The organism is Bacillus sp. FSL W8-0848, from assembly GCF_038007805.1.
In the GTDB taxonomy this organism is placed as follows: Bacteria; Bacillota; Bacilli; order Bacillales; family Bacillaceae; genus Bacillus; species Bacillus glycinifermentans.
This window is the reverse complement of sequence record NZ_JBBOYB010000001.1, coordinates 436,087-453,097: the sequence shown is the minus strand read 5'-3', so window position 1 is coordinate 453,097 and position 17,011 is coordinate 436,087. Positions and strand designations below refer to the sequence as shown.

Below are 17,011 nucleotides of genomic sequence, written 5' to 3'. Positions count from 1 at the left end.
TTTTCGCAGACCGGGCGAAAAAACGGGCTGAACAACCCCTTATTGCTCAGCCTTTCGCCTTACTTCGACAACACGCGGGAAATTTTTGCGATGGCCCAATCAAGATCCTCTTTGGATATGACAAGAGGAGGCGCAAAACGGATAACCGTCTCATGCGTTTCTTTGCAGAGCAGTCCCTCTTCCTTCAAGCGTTCACAGTAAGGCCTTGCAGCCTCTGAAAGTTCAACTCCGATGAAAAGGCCTTTTCCGCGAACCTCTTTGATTTTCGGATTGTCGATTTGCGAAAGCTTTTCTTTAAAATATTCTCCAAGCTCCAAAGAACGTTCGGCAAGCCTCTCATCTTCCAATACGTCAAGCGCGGCGATAGATACGGCGCATGCGAGCGGATTTCCGCCGAAGGTCGATCCGTGGGAGCCTGGATTAAATACGCCGAGAACGTCGCGGTTTGCCGCGATGCATGAAATCGGAAACACGCCGCCCCCGAGTGCCTTCCCTAAAATGTACATATCCGGAACAACTTCTTCCCAATCGCAGGCAAACATCTTGCCCGTACGCGCCAAGCCTGATTGAATTTCGTCGGCGATAAACAGGACATTATGCTCCTTGCAAATCTCGGCTGCCTGCTTAAGATAGCCTTCCGGCGGAATGACGATTCCAGCTTCCCCTTGGATCGGCTCAAGCAGGAACGCCGCCGTGTTAGGCGTAATCGCTTCTTTCAGCGCCTCGGCATCCCCGTACGGAATCAGCTTGATGCCAGGCAGCATCGGTCCGAAGCCGCGCTTGTATTCTTCTTCTGATGAGAGAGAGACCGCAAGCATCGTCCGCCCATGGAAGTTTCCTGTACAAGCGATGATTTCCGCTTGATTGTCGGCAACGCCTTTAACATCATACGCCCAGCGCCGCGCCGCTTTGACCGCAGATTCAACCGCTTCTGCGCCGGTATTCATCGGCAGCACCATGTCTTTTCCCGTCAATGATGCGACCTTTTCATAGAAAGGGCCGAGCTGGTCATTGTGAAAAGCTCTTGACGTCAAGGTGATTTTATCGGCCTGATCTTTCAGCGCCTGAATGATTCTCGGGTGTCTGTGCCCCTGGTTGACTGCGGAGTATGCGCTCAGCATATCCATATATTTGTTTCCTTCAGGATCTTTTACCCATGCCCCTTCAGCCTCGGAAATGACGATCGGCAGAGGATGATAATTGTTGGCACCGTATTGTGCCGTCTGCTTCATAATTTCTTCGGACTTTGATAAAACAGTCATTCAGATTCCTCCTTCTTGTGTGGCGGACAACAGCCAGATGTTGTTTTTCTTTCTCGCTCTTTCATATTTGCAAGTTTCGTGCCAAGTGAGAAAACTGCGAATTGTGAAGGAATGCCGGCGGTCCCTCCGCAAATATTTTTGCACTTTTCAAAGGGAGTGCAGAATTTCTATGTATAAAAATTTTGCACACTGAAGCGTTCGTGGCTTACAATAAAAGCAGTTTCAAACAAAGGGGGAAATACATGTGCTAAGGGATTTTGAACTGCTGAAGCTGATTTTTCAGCGGATTATCAATGAACTTGATATCGGTCTGCATATCGTCGATGAAAACGGCACATCTGTCGTTTATAACAATAAAATGATGCAAATCGAAGGAATGGATGTCGAGGATGTGCTCGGCAAAAACCTGCTAGACGTGTTTACGTTTGCCGATCAGCATGACAGTACGCTCGTCCAGGCTCTCCAGTACGGGAAAACGATCAAAAACGTCAAGCAGACATACTTCAATAATAAGGGCCAGGAGATTACGACCGTCAATCATACGTTTCCCATTTTGAAAGACGGGAATATTAAAGGTGCGATTGAGATTGCAAAAGACGTCACAAAGCTGGAGCGGCTCATTAGGGATAATATGAATAAAACGGAAAATGCGAAGTACACATTCGACAGCCTGATCGGCGCGAGCCCGGCGTTTACGGAAGTCTGCGAACACGCAAAGCGGGCGACCCGCACCTCTTCATCCATCCTGATCGTCGGAGACACCGGAACGGGAAAAGAGCTGTTTGCCCAAAGCATACATAATGGAAGCCAGAGGTCAACAGGTCCGTTCATTTCGCAAAACTGCGCCGCCCTCCCCGAAAGCCTTGTCGAGGGCCTTTTATTCGGAACGGCAAAAGGAGCGTTCACGGGTGCAGTCGACCGCCCCGGCCTTTTTGAACAGGCACAGGGAGGCACGCTGCTGCTTGATGAAATCAACTCGCTCGATTTAAATTTGCAGGCGAAACTGCTGCGCGCCATCCAGGAGAAAACGATCAGACGAATCGGCGCTTCAAAAGACACGCCGATCGACGTCAGAATCATCGCGACGATGAACGAAGATCCGGTCGATGCCATCAGCGCCCAGCGGCTCCGCAAAGATCTGTTTTACAGGCTGAGCGTCGTCACATTGTTCGTCCCGCCGTTAAAAGACAGAAAAGAAGATATCATCCCTCTCGCAAACCATTTTATTGATAAATACAATGTGCTGTTTCAAATGGAGGTCAAAGGATTGGAAAACGATGTCGCCGATTTCCTTCTTTCTTATGATTGGCCGGGAAACGTCAGAGAGCTTGAGCATTTGATCGAGGGCGCGATGAATTTAATGACATATGAAGAAAAGATCGATCTTACGCACCTTCCTTTGCAATACCGGGCAAAATCGAAAGCATCGGACAAGCTGCCGAAACATCCGGGCTTCGACCTTTTTGCCCAGCAGCCTTCCGGATCGGCTCCTCCTTTAAAAGAGCAGATCGAGAATGCCGAGAAATATTTTATTCAAAAAACGATCAAAAAATGCAACAACAACATATCCCAAGCGGCACGGTCGCTCGGAATCAGCAGGCAGAGCCTCCAATACCGTTTGAAAAAATGGGGGATCCGGCCTGATCGGGAACGGGGATGAAGCTTCTTTATTTTCATCACTAAAAACGTATTTCTTGACTCATACTAAAAAAAGTTTATGCTTTACTTTTGGAAGACCCTTAAGTAAAATCATATCAAATAAATCCAATAAGAAAAGTGGGGAATAAAATGAAAAAAGCAATATTCGCAGTTCTCATGACGCTTTTGATCACCGTAGCTGCAGCTTGCGGAGCCTCCGGTGACAATGCTGACAATAAAAACACAGGCAGTGACAAAAACCTTTGGTCACAAATTAAAGATAAAGGCGTTCTCACCATCGGTACGGAAGGAACGTACGAACCTTTCACATACCATGACAAAAAAGCCGACAAATTAACCGGGTACGATGTTGAAGTCATGCAGGAAGTCGCAAAGCGCCTCGGACTGAAAGCAGAGTTTAAAGAAACGCAGTGGGACAGCATGTTTGCCGGTCTTAACTCAAAGCGCTTTGATGTCATCGCGAACCAGGTCGGAAAAAAAGGCCGTGAAGACAAATACGATTTTTCTGATCCATATACAACATCACAGGCAGTCGTCGTCACAAAAGCCGACAACAACAGCCTGAAATCTGAAAAAGACGTTAAAGGAAAAAAAGCGGCACAATCATTGACGAGCAACTACAACGACCTGGCTAAAAAAGCGGGCGCGAATATCGAGGGCGTTGAAGGAATGGCCCAGTCTTTCCAATTAATCCAGCAAGGCCGCGTTGACCTCACATACAACGATAAGCTCGCAGTGCTCAACTATTTGAAAACATCAGGCAACAAAAACTTGAAAATCGCTTTTGAAACAGGCGAACCTCAGACGACTCATTTCGCTTTCCGCAAAGGCAGCGGCGAGCTGGTTGACAAAGTGAATTCAGCGCTTAAAGACATGAAAGAGGATGGCACGCTTTCTAAAATCGCGAAGAAATGGTTTGGCGAAGATGTTACTCAATAATATTCAGACGGCCATCGGTACAGCCATCCCGTGGGATCTTGTACGGGAATCGTTTTGGCCGATTTTTGTAAGGGGAATCTATTATTCGATTCCCCTTGCCATTCTCTCTTTTATATTCGGGATGATCATCGCCCTCATTACGGCGCTGGCGAGAATGTCAAAATCGCGCATTTTAAGGGCGATTTTCGGCATTTATGTTTCGGCGATCCGCGGAACGCCGCTGCTCGTCCAATTGTTTATCATTTTTTACCTATTCCCGGCGTTTCAGGTCACGATTGATCCGTTCCCAAGCGCTGTCATCGCGTTTTCATTGAACGTCGGCGCTTATGCGTCAGAAATCGTCCGCGCTTCCATCCTGTCGGTTCCAAAAGGGCAGTGGGAAGCCGCTTACTCGATCGGAATGACCCAGAAGACGGCGCTCTCAAGAGTCATTTTGCCGCAGGCTGTGCGCGTTTCGATTCCGCCATTATCCAATACATTTATCAGCTTGATTAAAGATACATCTCTCGCATCGCAGATTCTGGTCGCCGAATTGTTCAGAAAAGCCCAGGAAATCGGCGCCGCCAATCTCGATCAAATTTTAGTTATTTATATCGAAGCCGCATTCATTTACTGGATCATCTGCTTTGTGCTGGCGATCGTTCAGCAGCTGGTTGAGCGGCGCGTGGACCGGTATGTGGCCAAATAAGGAGGGATCAGACAATGCTTTCGATCAAGGGGCTTAATAAATCGTTCGGTGAAAACGAAATTTTGAAAAAGATCGATTTGAATATCGAAAAAGGAAAAGTAATCGCCATTTTAGGACCTTCCGGTTCGGGAAAAACGACGCTGCTCCGCTGCCTGAACGCGCTCGAAATTCCAAACCGCGGCATTCTTTCGTTTGACGACTTTACGATCGATTTTTCAAAGAAACAAAAACAGGCCGACCTGCTTCGCCTGCGGAGAAAGTCGGGAATGGTGTTTCAGGCGTATCACCTGTTTCCGCACCGCACTGTACTCGAAAATGTGATGGAAGGACCCGTCAAGGTTCAAAAACGCGATAAAGCGGAGGTCAAAAAAGAAGCGATCCAGCTTTTGCAAAAAGTCGGCCTTAAAGAAAAAATGGATCTTTATCCGTTTCAGCTTTCGGGCGGACAGCAGCAGCGCGTCGGCATTGCCCGCGCCCTTGCGATCAAGCCGGAGCTGATGCTGTTTGACGAACCTACATCCGCCCTCGATCCCGAGCTGGTCGGAGAAGTGCTGAAGGTCATGAAAGACCTGGCAAACGAAGGCTGGACAATGGTCGTCGTCACCCATGAAATCAAATTCGCGCAGGACGTCGCGGATGAAGTCGTGTTTATCGACGGAGGCGTGATCGTTGAACAGGGGCCGCCTGGGCAAATCTTCTCTGCCCCGAAGGAAGAGCGGACCAAACAATTTTTAAATCGGATTTTGAATCCGGTATAAACGAAAAAACAGCCTGACCGGTCAGGCTGTTTTTGTCGTTTATTCGGCTATTTTAAAGCGGGATGCCGCTTTATTCAGCTCCTCAGACAGAGCTGAAAGCTGCTCGATCGCTGATGCGATCTCCTGCATGCCTGCGCTTTGCTGCTCGGCTGCTGCCGCCACTTCTTCAGAACCTGCCGCCTGCTCTTCTGTAACAGCGGAAATCTGCTCCATGGCTGAAGAGATCTTTTCATACGATTCCTCTACTTTTAACAGCGATTTCAGCAATTGATCCGTTCTCTCGGCAAATTGAGAAATCCCTTTAAAGATTCCTGAAAAATTCTCATACGTTCCATTGATTAAAATCTGTCCTCTATCGACGGCTTCATTGCCCTCTTCAATGCGCTCCATCACAAGACGGCTGCTTTCCTGCGTTCCCGCCACCAGCTGTGAAACGGATAAAGCGGCTTCAGCCGAGCGTTCGGACAGCTTTCTGACTTCCCCTGCGACGACCGCAAAGCCCTGACCTTCTTCTCCGACGCGCGCGGCTTCAATCGAAGCATTCAACGCCAGCAAATTCGTCTGTTCGGCAATTGAAGAAATCATTCCGATGACTTTTTCGATTTCGTCGGTATGGTTCTGCATCTCTTTAGCGGCTTGCTTCGACTCTTCCATGACGTTTTTGATCGTATTGGTTTGCTGCAGCGTTTCTTCCACAAGCTCCTGGCCTGTTTTGGAATCTTTGCTGACGCCTTCGGCAACCTGCTTCATTTCGTTCACTTTTTCGGTCACGTGCGAGATCTGTTTGTCTATTTCAGCAGTGGATGTACTGCAGTCAGTAACCGATGAAACGACCTCGTTGATTCCCTCGCTCATGCTGTTCATCGATTCTGCGACCTGAACCGCGCTCTCGCTCGATTCAGAGGAGACATTTTTCAGCTGAAGGCTCGTTCTTGATACCTCTTCGGAAGATGCTGAAATGTGCCCGATCAAATTCCGCAAATTATCGCTCATCCGCTCGAACGAAGCCGCTAATTTGCCGACTTCATCGCTGCTCTTAACGGTTACTTCAGCTGACAGATCACCGTCTGCGATTTTTTCCGATGCATTCATCAGCTTCCGAATCGGCTTGGAAATGTATGTACCGAGGAAATAAGCCATCAGCATCCCGATCAGCATCACAAATAACGAAATGCCGAGCGTATACCATTTCGCTTTCTCAGCCGTTTGCGGAATGACGGAAGCATCAAGGTCAATGCCCAATATGCCGGTCTGCTGCCCTTGAGAGTCAGTAAGCGGCAGAAAAATCGATTGATGAATTCCGTACTTGTCTTTATATACATCGCTTACCGTCGTTTTATTTTCAGCCAACGCCTCTTTCATCTTAGCTGAAAAAGCATATGGCGTCCCGAAATCATCGGCCGTATCAGATAAAATGATGATTCGTTCTTTTCCTCCCTGATTGGAAAGGATGTAAAGATTTTCGAGCTTGTTTTTCTTTTTCAGCTCATCCACCGTTTTTTTCGTCTGTTGATACAGATCGCTGTCTGCGGATGTAATGTCCAGTTTATTGCCTTTTATCCGATTGATTTGGTCTTCCGCAAGATTAATGTCTGTGTGAAGACGGTTTTGAAATTGCTGTTTTAATTGCTCTGACAAGTCCTTGCTGATCACATTAAAAACGGCCGAAAAGCAGGCGATCGTAATGATCAAAACCAACGCGACGCCGGCCATGATTTTAACGGAAATGTGTCCTGTCAACTTTTTCTTAAGCGTATTCATCATCCATATCCCCTTTTACTTCGTCATGGCAGATTCAAACTGCCGGCAGACTTCTTCTATTTTTTCTTTTAAGTAGGCGACGATATGCGGCACGTGCTCAGGCAATGTATAAGGAGAAATCACGAAAAATTTGCTGACGTACAGCGGAACTTCGATCCCTTCCCGCGTCCCGGCGATCAGGTGCTTTTTCGTATCGCCGAAAAACATTTTGTCCCGATGCTCCCCAAGCTTCTCGAATAATTTTTCATTCAGCAGATTGTTCCTCTTTAGCTCCTGAACGCTGCATTCTCCCGACATCTCATCGGCAAATCTCGGCGCCCCTTCAGGATAGATCCGGAACAGCGTTGACATCCCGTGGTTGTCGGGGTTCATAATGTCCGCCTGCGGAATCTGGCGGATGAGCTCCCCGCGGAAATGATGATTGACGTCAAGGAATTGGCCGAGGAGCTTTTGATAGCCTTCTCGCCCAAACGACAACAGCGCACTGTACATGCTGATGGAGCTGGCCATCCGTGAACATTCCAGCGTATAGCCCGTATGATACTCGCCATAGCCGCGGTGGCCGACATAAGGCGTCTCCTCAGGATCGAGGTCAATTCGTTTCAAATCATTGGCATCTTTGACAAGGAACAGGCTTGTGACATAAGGCGTCTGGCCGAGCTTTTGAAAATCAAAGCAAAGCGAGTCGGCTTCGTGCAAGTGCTGCATTTTCTCCTTGATCGGCTTGATCATGCTGAGGACGCCCGGACTGAAGGATAAAGCGTTCTCATCCAGATCATAATCATTAAAAAACGCAAAAAATCCGCCAAGTGCAGAATCGGCGTGGATGTGCGGTACAGGCAGTTCAAAATCGCGGGATACCTCTTCAGCGGCAAGCCGCACGCCACGGACGTCATCGATCCCGATCGCATCCGTTGTTCCCGTCGTGGCGACGATATAAACCGGAATACCGCCATTTTCGCAAACCTCTCTCATCTTTTTCCGCAAATCGCCCGTGTCCATTGAGTGATCAAGGTTGGTTTTGACTTTGATCAGGCGATCGCTGCCGAGCCCTGTCGCTTCCATTGACTTAAACAAGCTGTAATGCGCAGCTTCTGAACAGAAGGCATAGAAGTTCCCAGGAACGCCTTCCTTAAGTGCAGATGGCGCCATTTTCGCAATCGCGATCCGAAGTCCGGTGAAGACCGCGCCTTGTCCGCCCCACGTCGTATAACCTCCGCTTTTTTCGGCATCATAGCCCGCCAGCTTTGACATCATCGCGATGACCTTCACTTCAGCCTCTGCGCCGGCCGGCCCGTACACATCCCACAAATTATTGCCGTTGACCATGAAGGCCGTGATCATTCCTAAGATTCCCGGAATGCTGGCCATCGGAAGAATGTTGGTAAAAAAGTATTTTGAATGGTACGGATGGCTGTGCAAAAGCTTCAGCAGCTCTTCATTGACATCTTCCATCGGACGTCCTGAAACCGGAATTTTGCTTTCGGAAATCAATTTTTCATAAAAAAGTCCTTCCCGGTCCTTCACTCCATTGAGGTTGACCTGATCCGGATTTTTCAAATCGTCGACTCCGCGGATCAGCTGCTCGATGAGCGATAAAAATTCGCTTCTCTTCGCTTCATTTCCGTCTTCGCTCGGAAACCATTTCTGTACATCTGATGTCTTGCTTTGTTGCATGTTTCTCTCTCCTGACTGTATTTATGTTTATTTCAAAAAAATATCTCACTCGCCATATCGGGCAATATACCTAATTTTTTAGGATTTCTAGCCAATTTTCTTTAAATTGTTTTATTTTTGCGGTTTTTGCGGTTAATGTAAAAAACTTCTTAACGCATTGTTAAGAAGTTTAAGTAAAATTATGTTTAAAAAACATGTTCTATTAACCTTTAAAAAGAAGCTTTCGGATTGAAGGGCTTAAACGCGGGACAAAGGCGAACAAGAGGGGGCAAACCTGCCGGCTAAAAGGCAAAATAACGATAAATCTCCATTCTATTTCATTCGGAAAACCTTTCGTTTCTATTCATTGTACATAAGGACTGGGTAAGCTCTCTAAACTGCTTTTCGATCGGTGTCAGCTGATGATGCAAACGGGTGATCATATACGTATTGACGTATCGGCAGGAAGGCGGCGCCTCCAAAAACGGCCCGGCCTTAAAGCGTTTTGCGACTCTTTTGGAAACGAGGGAAATGCCCATGCCGATTGAAGCAAGCTGGACGAGCGTCTGCATGTCGCCGACCTCGATCGTTTCGCCGCGGGTGATGTTCATGTCCGCGAACATATTGTTCAAGATCGAGAGATACAAACATTGATCTGAAAGGATAAGGACGTTTTTGCCCTCTATGTACTCTTCCAATCTCGTCCTTTCTTCAATCCCTTCCCCGATGATAACCATTTCCTCCACACCCGATTGTTCGTAATGGATGTTTTTGTTGTTCATTGATCCGATCGTATATGCTATATCAATATTTCCCAGAAGAAGCTGTTCCTCGATATATTCCGTCGATCCCGTTTTCAGCGTCACTGATAAGTTCGGATACAATTGATAAAGCCTGCTTAATGACGAACCCGCCAATTTCGTTCCCCCGATCGATAGCATCGTGCCGACCCGGAGCTGTTCATCGTACATTTTCATTTTATTTTCTGTTTCTTCCCATAACAGCAGCATTTTTTTAAACTGCCGGTAGAGGATTTCCCCTTCTTTTGTCAACCGGACGCCTTTCGAACTTCTGATGAACAGCTCCTGTCCGTAATGAGCTTCTATTTTTTTAATCTTGGCCGTCATATTGGATTGCAGATGATTCAGTTTAACGGCGGCAGCCGATATGCTTTGCAGCTCCGCTGCGGAAACAAACGCCTTCATGTTTTCTATATCCATCAGTTCCCTGCCTTCCCATCAAAAAAATTGATATAAGCATCATATATTAACATTTTTCATGATCATCATATCTCATTATACTGGTGAAAAGCACATAATGGAATTGGAGGGATCATTGATGAAGCATGGTATGATCAAAACGGGAATCATCGGAGGCTCAATGAATAATCAATGGGCCAGCCGGACTCATATTCCGGTTCTTACGGAACATCCGGATTTTCAGATTACGGCGATCGGAACGTCCAACATGGAATCCGCAAGAGTGAGCGCAGCGGCAATCGGCGCACCGCTCGCGTTTGCAGATCACCGGGCATTGGCGGGATCTAAGGATGTCGATTTAGTCGTTGTCAGTGTAAAGGTTCCGTTTCATGATGAAGCAGTCACCGCAGCAATTCGGGAGCAAAAGCACGTGTATTGCGAATGGCCGCTTGCGATCGACACAAACCAAGCGAAGAAGCTGGCTGAATTGGCAAAGAAAACGGGCATCCGCCATGCCGTCGGACTGCAGGCAAGGCAATCCCCGGAAATCAACTGCTTAAAGCAGGCGGTTCAAAAAGGCGACATCGGAAGGGTGCTGTCTTGCACGATGCACGTCTCCACGCACGGAAAAGGCGGGGTAACGGACGAGAAAAGCAGCTATCTGCTGCAAAAGGAAAACGGCGCTGATCTGCTCGCCATCAACGGCGGTCATTCGCTTGATGCACTTTGCTATATACTCGGCGGCTTCAAAGAACTGTCCGCATTGATGAATATCAATTATCCGGAAGCCGTCATCACTGAAACAGGCGAAACGATTGCCAAAAATACCGCTGATCAAATCGTCATAAACGGAACGCTTGCGAGCGGCGCATCAGCATCCGTTCATATTCAAGGCGGCGTGTACCCGGCATTTCGTTTAGAAATCCAAGGGGAAAAAGGCGCTTTCCGGCTTTCACAGCAGCGTTCACTCGGACATGTGCAATTCGGCGGCCTTATACTTGAAAAAATGGCCTATCCCGAGGTTTCAGCTTTGTTAACAGGCGCTGACCATATCCGTTGGCAGCACGTCAGACAGTCAGCAGAAAAAGACGCTCACCCGGCTGGATATGTTGAAAAAGCGTATCGCGTGCTGGCGAAAGATATTCTTGAAAACGAGCGGAACATTCTCGACTTTGATGATGCCGTGAAGCTGCACATGCTGCTGGATGCGGTTCGGGAGTCTGCTGAAACAGGGCAAACCGTCGTTTTGAATTAGCCAAAAGGCTTGTTTCACAGGCTTTCGGTCGATAATTCCTATTCTGATCGGCATCGGATTGTGTTACAATAACACTCGATTGTTTTTTTCGGAAAGAGGGGAATCGATTGAAGCGGGAATTCGTTCTGCGCTGGCTTTTTTATTTTGTCGGATTGATTGTGTTGTCTTTTGGGGTTTCTCTTACAATTGAAGGAAAAGCGCTCGGCATCGGTCCGTGGGACGCGTTCCATTATGGACTGTTTGTCCTTTTGGGGCTGTCCGTCGGCCAATGGTCGATCATTGTCGGAGCAGTCATCGTCGGCTTGACCTCGCTGTTTACAAAGGCTTGGCCGAAAATCGGCGCCTTGTTAAACATGCTGTTGATCGGTATTTTTATAGATTTTTTTAACTTCATCCTTCCAGACCCTGAAACACACGTCTCAACGGCCGTCATTTTTCTTTTAGGCATCGTTTTTACCGGTTATGGCGTCGGCATTTACGTGTCAGCCAATCTCGGCGCGGGTCCGCGCGACTCCCTGATGCTTTTGATCTCTGAGAAAACGGGCTGGAATGTGCAGTGGGTCCGCAACGGCATGGAGCTGACGATTTTGTTTATCGGCTGGCTGCTCGGCGGCCCGATCGGCATCGGCACCGTACTGACCGCAATTTTGACAGGCGTGATTTTGCGCTTTTCGCTGCCGCAGTCCAAACGGCTCCTTGCATACGCTGTATCAGGACGCCGTGCTGAAGCGGCCCGGCCGGTTCAGTTTTCATTGAGGAAAAACGGATAAGAGGAAACCAGGACGACTGTTCCGGTTTCCTCTTTTTTTACCGCCGGCTGTTCACCTAACTGCCGATCCTTTATCTCATTGTACATTTCCTCAATCTCGCATTTTCCGGATTTTTGCTTTTTGACGGATGGTCAATTTGAATAAATCAATCATATATATTTAGCGTTTCTTCACAATCGGAATCCAAATCTGTGTGACATGGTCTTCAGCCAGGATGTTCCCGTCTACCGGGTAGGTTTCTAATTCGGGGACGTCTGCATGTTCATAACCTGTAGCCGCAAACCATTCCGAGAAAATCCGCTCCCATGTTGCCTGAACGGTTGGATTCACGGGACCTGCGGCATCGAACACGGCCCACGTTAATGCGGGGACTTCTTTCACGATACAGCCCTCAGGAAGATCTTCGGTCGTTTTTTCGACGCCGATGACATAGGTGAATGTGTCGGCTTGCTCGCTAAAATCCATGCATACACCGAGAAAGCCGAGCGGTCCGGCGAACGGTTTCAATGATTCTGTAAAGCCGTTTCGGTTCAGCTCATCCCAAAACGCCGGAATCTCGACTTTGTTTTGCTCCATACTTACATTTGTCTGAATAGCTTTGCCCATGATGTGAAACGATTCTTTCTGGACGATCTTATAATTCATGTCCTCTGCTCCCTTGATTTGAATTTGAAAGGAAAGACGGGGAAATGCCTTGAGCGTCCGGCCTTTTTCTCGCGCCTGTGAAGGGCTCATTCCGTGAAGCTTGCTGAACGCTTTAGAAAACGATTCAGGTGTGTTGTATCCATACTTCAAAGCGACATCAATGACTTTTGCATCTGATGAAGCCAGTTCCTGGGCTGCAACGGTCAGCCTCCGTTTGCGGATGTAGTCAGCGAGCGTACTGCCCGTCAGCATATAAAACATGCGCTGAAAATGAAATTTTGAACAGCAGGCGATCTTTGCAATATCTTCATGGCGCAATTCCTTGTCAAGATTCTGTTCGATAAAATCAATGCTATCAGCCAAACGATTCACGACTTCCATTGTTGTTTCTCCTTTCAGTTCCCACCATATCAGTCAAAGGTCAGGAATTCCTGTCATTCTGTGCTTTGTTGTGACAGAAAAGGCCGGCTGTCTGCAAACAGCGATTTGACCGCTTCCGGAAAACGCTTCGCAAACCGCTCGAATCTGTGCGCTCCGCCTTCATCAATGACAAATTTGAGATGTTCCCCTGACACCCCGCTTTCTGATAAAATGCGGAAGGCTTCCTTTGTTCTCGGAATCATTTCTTTCTGAAGATTGTCCCGGTCTGTTCCCTCCGTGCTCCCCACATCCATATAAATGCGCAGATCTGGATTTAGAAAGGTGTGTCCGCGCATATATTCAATCATTCCTTTAAACCAAAAGGAACCCGACAGGCTTCCGATTTTCCCGAACGTTTGCGGTTCCAAATATGCTGTATACATCGAGATGAGCCCGCCGAACGACTTCCCGATGATCCCGGTGTTTTCGCGGCTCCCATCTGTCAAATAGTTCCGGTCGATAAACGGCTTTAGCTGCCTTGCCAAAAATTCGGCGTAATGAGCGCCGTTTCCTCCGTATGTATGATCCGTTTTTTTTAAGTGAGGCTGCGGAAAAGGGGTATACTCGTTTTCCCTGTCTTCTGAAGCCACGCCGATCATGATCAGTTCCGGCATTTCCCCGCGGCGGCAGAAATGTTCAATCATCTCTAAGCTATCGCTAAACCCCGGATTAAACAGATCCCCCCTGTCATGAACGTAAAGCGCCGGATAGCGTTTTCGGCCAGTCTGATATGAAGGAGGCAGATAGATCAATAGCTCTCTGCCGGAAAACGTGTCATTTATCAGTGTTCCATTCATCGTTTTTTAACTCCTTTCGTCTACCTTTCATGTTTGCTACAATCAAAATAGATTAAATTTCATGTAAAGAGGTTGCACGTGATGAAGATTTACGCTGTTTCTATGAATGAGCTTCCGAATTCCGGCCAGTTCGAACGAATGATGGCCATGGTGTCTGAAGAAAAGCAGGACAAGGTGAAGCGATACAGATATCCGGAAGACGCCAATCGGACGCTGATCGGGGAAGTCCTCATAAGAAAGATCATCAGCGAAACGTTCGGCCTGGCGAATGAACAAATTGCATTTACCTCCGGCCGGTATGGGAAGCCGTCTGCTCTCGGCTTGCCGAACTTTCATTTCAATATCTCCCATTCCGGAAAATGGATCTTATGCGCAGCCGGAAGCTCCCCGGTCGGAGTGGATGTCGAAAAAATCAAACCGGTCAATTACGATATTGCTGAACGTTTTTTTTCCTCCGAAGAATATCGCGACTTGATGGAAAAAAGCGAGCCTGAACGGCTATCCTATTTCTATCATTTATGGACGATGAAAGAAAGCTTTGTCAAACAGGCGGGAAAGGGCCTGTCTTTGCCGCTTGATTCGTTTTCCGTCAAGCTCGCAGAAGACGGCCGCGTTTCACTGAAGGTTCCTTCAGGCCACCCGCCTTGTTATATGAAAACGTATGAGCTTGACCCCGATTATAAAATGGCGGTCTGTTCCGCTGAGCCCGATTTTCCCGGCAAAATTGAAATTAAAGGGTATGATGAGCTGTAAAAGGCTGTGATCTAAAGAATCACAGCCTTTTTTTAATAACGCGATGTGCAGATCGTCTGTTTTAACAGCTCGATACCGCGCGGAATATCCTCCTCTTTTACATTGGTGGTATTGATTTTCAACAAATTTCGTTTTTGAAAACCTGCTAAATAATGGGCATCGACAGGCTCCAGCAAAACGCCGCGCTTTCTCATGTTTTTGATGATCCGGGACGCCGGGAGTTTGCGGTCCAAGACGAGATGGGTATGGACGCATGGCTGATCAGGAAGGTGAAAGTCAACAAGTTCTCCCGCTGATCCGGCGAGCTCACTCAGCAAGCCATGCAAAAGGCGCGACCGTTTTTCGTATGAAGCGCGGATTTTTTGCTTATGCCTTTCGAACATTCCGCTTTTTAAATAGATTTCCAAAGCGGCCTGCGACAGCATCGAACTGTCGATATCCGTCAGCCGTTTGTATTGATTAAACGCCTCTGTCAAAGAATCCGGCAGCACGGCAACACCGACGCGCAGCCCGGGAAAAATGATTTTAGAAAAATTTTTCAAATAAATCACGCGTGAGGAAACATCGTAGGAAAACAGCGGGTCCGCCTTCTGATTCCCCTCTAAATCTCCTAAAAAATCATCCTCGACGATGAAAACGCCGTACTTCTCCGCCAATCGGACGATGCTCTTTTTTTCTTTTTCGGTATAGGAGCTTCCGAGCGGATTGTGAAACCTGGGCATCGTATAGAAAAACTTAATATCTTCTGTGCGAAAAAGCAGCTCTAACCGCTGCAGATCGATTCCTTGCGCCGTCCGTTCGATCCCGGTCACCGGAAGCCGGTGAACTTCAAGATATTTGAGCAGCAAATGGTAGGTTGGCTGTTCAATCAGGATTTTCCGCTTCTGATCGGGAAAAGGGATCGAAGCAAGCAATGACAAAGCCTGCTGAACGCCTGACGTGATGAAAATATTGTCCTGCTTCGTAAAGACCTGTGCATTTGCGAGCTCTTTTTGGACGACTTCGATCAAAGACGGAAGGCCTTTCGGCGTTCCGTATATAAATAAATCGTTTTTGTACGTATCAATGGCTTTGTTGATGCAATGCTGAAAATCGAGGTACGGAAAAACATCAGGATCAGGGGCGGATGCCGCGAAATCAATGACGCTCCTCTCCCTGTTCAGCAGCTTGTTCGTCTTTTTCACGACGTAATAGCCGCTTTTTGGCACCGAGTAGATCATATGCCGCTTTTCCAGCTCGCTGAGCGCCCGGATCACCGTGCTTTTGCTTACGCGAAACTCGCCTGCAAGCGTACGGATTGACGGGAGCTTATCCCCCTCTTGAAATGAGCGTTCCTCGATCAACGACTCCAGTTTATTCATCAGCCCGACGTATTTTTGCATGCTTGTCTCCTTCTCCAAATCTGTATCGGTACAGATATGCTTTTTTTGTATTGTATCAAACTTTTCCGCCGTATATGATGACAGAGACCGGTCAAATCACATGTATTGCATGCATACGATTCGGGGTGATCCTATTTGCATAAATCTGCTTATGTTGCAGCTTTGTTATACGCCTTTATCATCGGTTTTTCATTTTTGTTCGTAAAACTGGCGCTTGCAGCGGCGGGACCGCTTGACCTGCTCGCACACCGCTTTACCGCCGCATTCTGCGCCGCGCTCATTCCCCTTTTGTGCGGCTGGGTCAAGATCGGCATCCGCGCGAAGGACGTGCTGTTGATTTTGCCGCTCGCTTTATTTTATCCGGTGATGTTTTTTGGTTTTCAAGCCTTTGGGCTCGTCTATACGTCTTCCTCGGAAGCGGGGATTATACAAGCCTCGATCCCGATTTTGACGATGCTGTTGGCTTCTTATTTTTTAAAGGAACGCTTCAGCAGGCGGCAGTTCTTTTTCACGGTTTTGTCAGCGGCTGGCGTGGCTTTCATTTTCTTAATGAAAAGCGCGGGCGTTAGCAGCACCAATGTAAAAGGAGCTGTACTGATCCTGCTGTCGGCGTTTTCTTCAGCAGGCTACAGCGTCTTGGCCAGAAAGATGACAAAAAGATTCAGCTCATTGGAATTAACGTATGTGATCACGGCCGCGGGCTTCGTCTTTTTCAACGGAATCGCCGCGTTCGACCATATGACTGATGGGACGCTTAACGATTTCTTCGCGCCATTCCGGCATCCGGCCTTTGTACTGGCGATTCTTTATTTGGGTTTGCTGTCATCGTTTGCGACATCCTTCTTGTCAAACTATGCTTTATCGAAAATTGAAGCTGCGAAAATCAGCTTGTTTAATCATTTGGCCACATTGGTGACGATTTTGGCGGGTGTTGTTTTGCTGCAGGAAACGCTCGCATGGTATCATATCGCCGGTTCGATCGTGATTATTGCCGGAATCATCGGCGCTACAAGAAAAGAAAAGCGTCCTCAATTAAAAAAACGGAAAATCGGCTGACAATCGCCGAT

At 47.7% G+C, this 17,011-nt stretch carries 15 protein-coding genes; 8 read left to right on the top strand and 7 right to left on the bottom strand.

Annotated features, from left to right (window positions below):
* Window positions 1-59: 59 nt before the first annotated feature.
* Window positions 60-1,262, bottom strand: a complete 1,203-nt coding sequence (locus tag NSQ39_RS02335; RefSeq protein WP_046130946.1) for an ornithine--oxo-acid transaminase — start codon at window positions 1,260-1,262, stop codon at window positions 60-62.
* Between the two features lie 244 nt (window positions 1,263-1,506).
* Between NSQ39_RS02335 and NSQ39_RS02330 the strand changes: the two genes are divergently transcribed.
* The 4 genes from NSQ39_RS02330 (at window position 1,507) to NSQ39_RS02315 (ending at window position 5,306) form a co-directional block, all read left to right on the top strand.
* Entirely contained in the window at window positions 1,507-2,922 is a 1,416-nt protein-coding gene (locus NSQ39_RS02330; protein WP_046130945.1) for a sigma-54 interaction domain-containing protein, read from the top strand.
* A gap of 128 nt (window positions 2,923-3,050) precedes the next feature.
* Window positions 3,051-3,860: a cystine ABC transporter substrate-binding lipoprotein TcyA gene (gene tcyA, locus NSQ39_RS02325; protein WP_046130944.1), complete on the top strand. Its 810-nt coding sequence runs from the start codon at window positions 3,051-3,053 to the stop codon at window positions 3,858-3,860.
* Entirely contained in the window at window positions 3,847-4,548 is a 702-nt protein-coding gene (locus NSQ39_RS02320; RefSeq protein WP_046130956.1) for an amino acid ABC transporter permease, read from the top strand. Before tcyA ends, NSQ39_RS02320 begins: the two co-directional genes overlap by 14 nt.
* A 14-nt stretch (window positions 4,549-4,562) precedes the next feature.
* Entirely contained in the window at window positions 4,563-5,306 is a 744-nt protein-coding gene (locus tag NSQ39_RS02315; RefSeq protein WP_046130943.1) for an amino acid ABC transporter ATP-binding protein, read from the top strand.
* A gap of 39 nt (window positions 5,307-5,345) precedes the next feature.
* Here NSQ39_RS02315 and NSQ39_RS02310 read toward each other — a convergent pair whose 3' ends face one another.
* From NSQ39_RS02310 to NSQ39_RS02300, 3 genes are all read right to left on the bottom strand, one after another.
* Complete coding sequence (locus NSQ39_RS02310; RefSeq protein ID WP_175075205.1) at window positions 5,346-7,067, bottom strand: methyl-accepting chemotaxis protein; 1,722 nt, start codon at window positions 7,065-7,067, stop codon at window positions 5,346-5,348.
* A 15-nt stretch (window positions 7,068-7,082) separates the two neighbouring features.
* On the bottom strand, window positions 7,083-8,744 hold the full coding sequence (locus tag NSQ39_RS02305) for a pyridoxal phosphate-dependent decarboxylase family protein (protein ID WP_175075206.1): 1,662 nt from the start codon (window positions 8,742-8,744) through the stop codon (window positions 7,083-7,085).
* A gap of 317 nt (window positions 8,745-9,061) precedes the next feature.
* Window positions 9,062-9,943, bottom strand: a complete 882-nt coding sequence (locus NSQ39_RS02300; RefSeq protein WP_175075207.1) for a LysR family transcriptional regulator — start codon at window positions 9,941-9,943, stop codon at window positions 9,062-9,064.
* A 118-nt stretch (window positions 9,944-10,061) separates the two neighbouring features.
* On the opposite strand from NSQ39_RS02300, the gene NSQ39_RS02295 reads away from it, so the two are divergent.
* Both NSQ39_RS02295 and NSQ39_RS02290 read left to right on the top strand, forming a co-directional pair.
* Window positions 10,062-11,177 (top strand): Gfo/Idh/MocA family protein, encoded by a 1,116-nt coding sequence (locus NSQ39_RS02295; RefSeq protein ID WP_046130939.1) that lies wholly within the window; start codon window positions 10,062-10,064, stop codon window positions 11,175-11,177.
* Between the two features lie 107 nt (window positions 11,178-11,284).
* The gene (locus NSQ39_RS02290) at window positions 11,285-11,947 is read left to right on the top strand and encodes a YczE/YyaS/YitT family protein (protein ID WP_046130938.1); all 663 of its coding nucleotides are present in this window, start codon (window positions 11,285-11,287) and stop codon (window positions 11,945-11,947) included.
* A gap of 159 nt (window positions 11,948-12,106) precedes the next feature.
* Here NSQ39_RS02290 and NSQ39_RS02285 read toward each other — a convergent pair whose 3' ends face one another.
* Window positions 12,107-12,973 carry an AraC family transcriptional regulator gene (locus NSQ39_RS02285; protein WP_046130937.1) on the bottom strand — a complete coding sequence of 289 codons (867 nt, stop codon included), beginning with the start codon at window positions 12,971-12,973 and terminating at the stop codon, window positions 12,107-12,109.
* 53 nt (window positions 12,974-13,026) lie between these two features.
* Window positions 13,027-13,809, bottom strand: coding sequence for an alpha/beta hydrolase (locus NSQ39_RS02280; RefSeq protein ID WP_341014087.1), 783 nt, complete (start codon window positions 13,807-13,809; stop codon window positions 13,027-13,029).
* Between the two features lie 81 nt (window positions 13,810-13,890).
* Here NSQ39_RS02280 and NSQ39_RS02275 point away from each other — a divergent pair, with 81 nt between their 5' ends.
* Window positions 13,891-14,562 carry a 4'-phosphopantetheinyl transferase family protein gene (locus tag NSQ39_RS02275; RefSeq protein ID WP_046130936.1) on the top strand — a complete coding sequence of 224 codons (672 nt, stop codon included), beginning with the start codon at window positions 13,891-13,893 and terminating at the stop codon, window positions 14,560-14,562.
* 32 nt (window positions 14,563-14,594) lie between these two features.
* Here NSQ39_RS02275 and NSQ39_RS02270 read toward each other — a convergent pair whose 3' ends face one another.
* A complete protein-coding gene (locus NSQ39_RS02270; protein WP_341014086.1) occupies window positions 14,595-15,944 on the bottom strand; it encodes an aminotransferase-like domain-containing protein in 1,350 nt (449 codons plus the stop codon).
* A gap of 135 nt (window positions 15,945-16,079) precedes the next feature.
* Here NSQ39_RS02270 and NSQ39_RS02265 point away from each other — a divergent pair, with 135 nt between their 5' ends.
* Window positions 16,080-17,000 carry a DMT family transporter gene (locus tag NSQ39_RS02265; RefSeq protein WP_216898855.1) on the top strand — a complete coding sequence of 307 codons (921 nt, stop codon included), beginning with the start codon at window positions 16,080-16,082 and terminating at the stop codon, window positions 16,998-17,000.
* Window positions 17,001-17,011 lie beyond the last annotated feature (11 nt).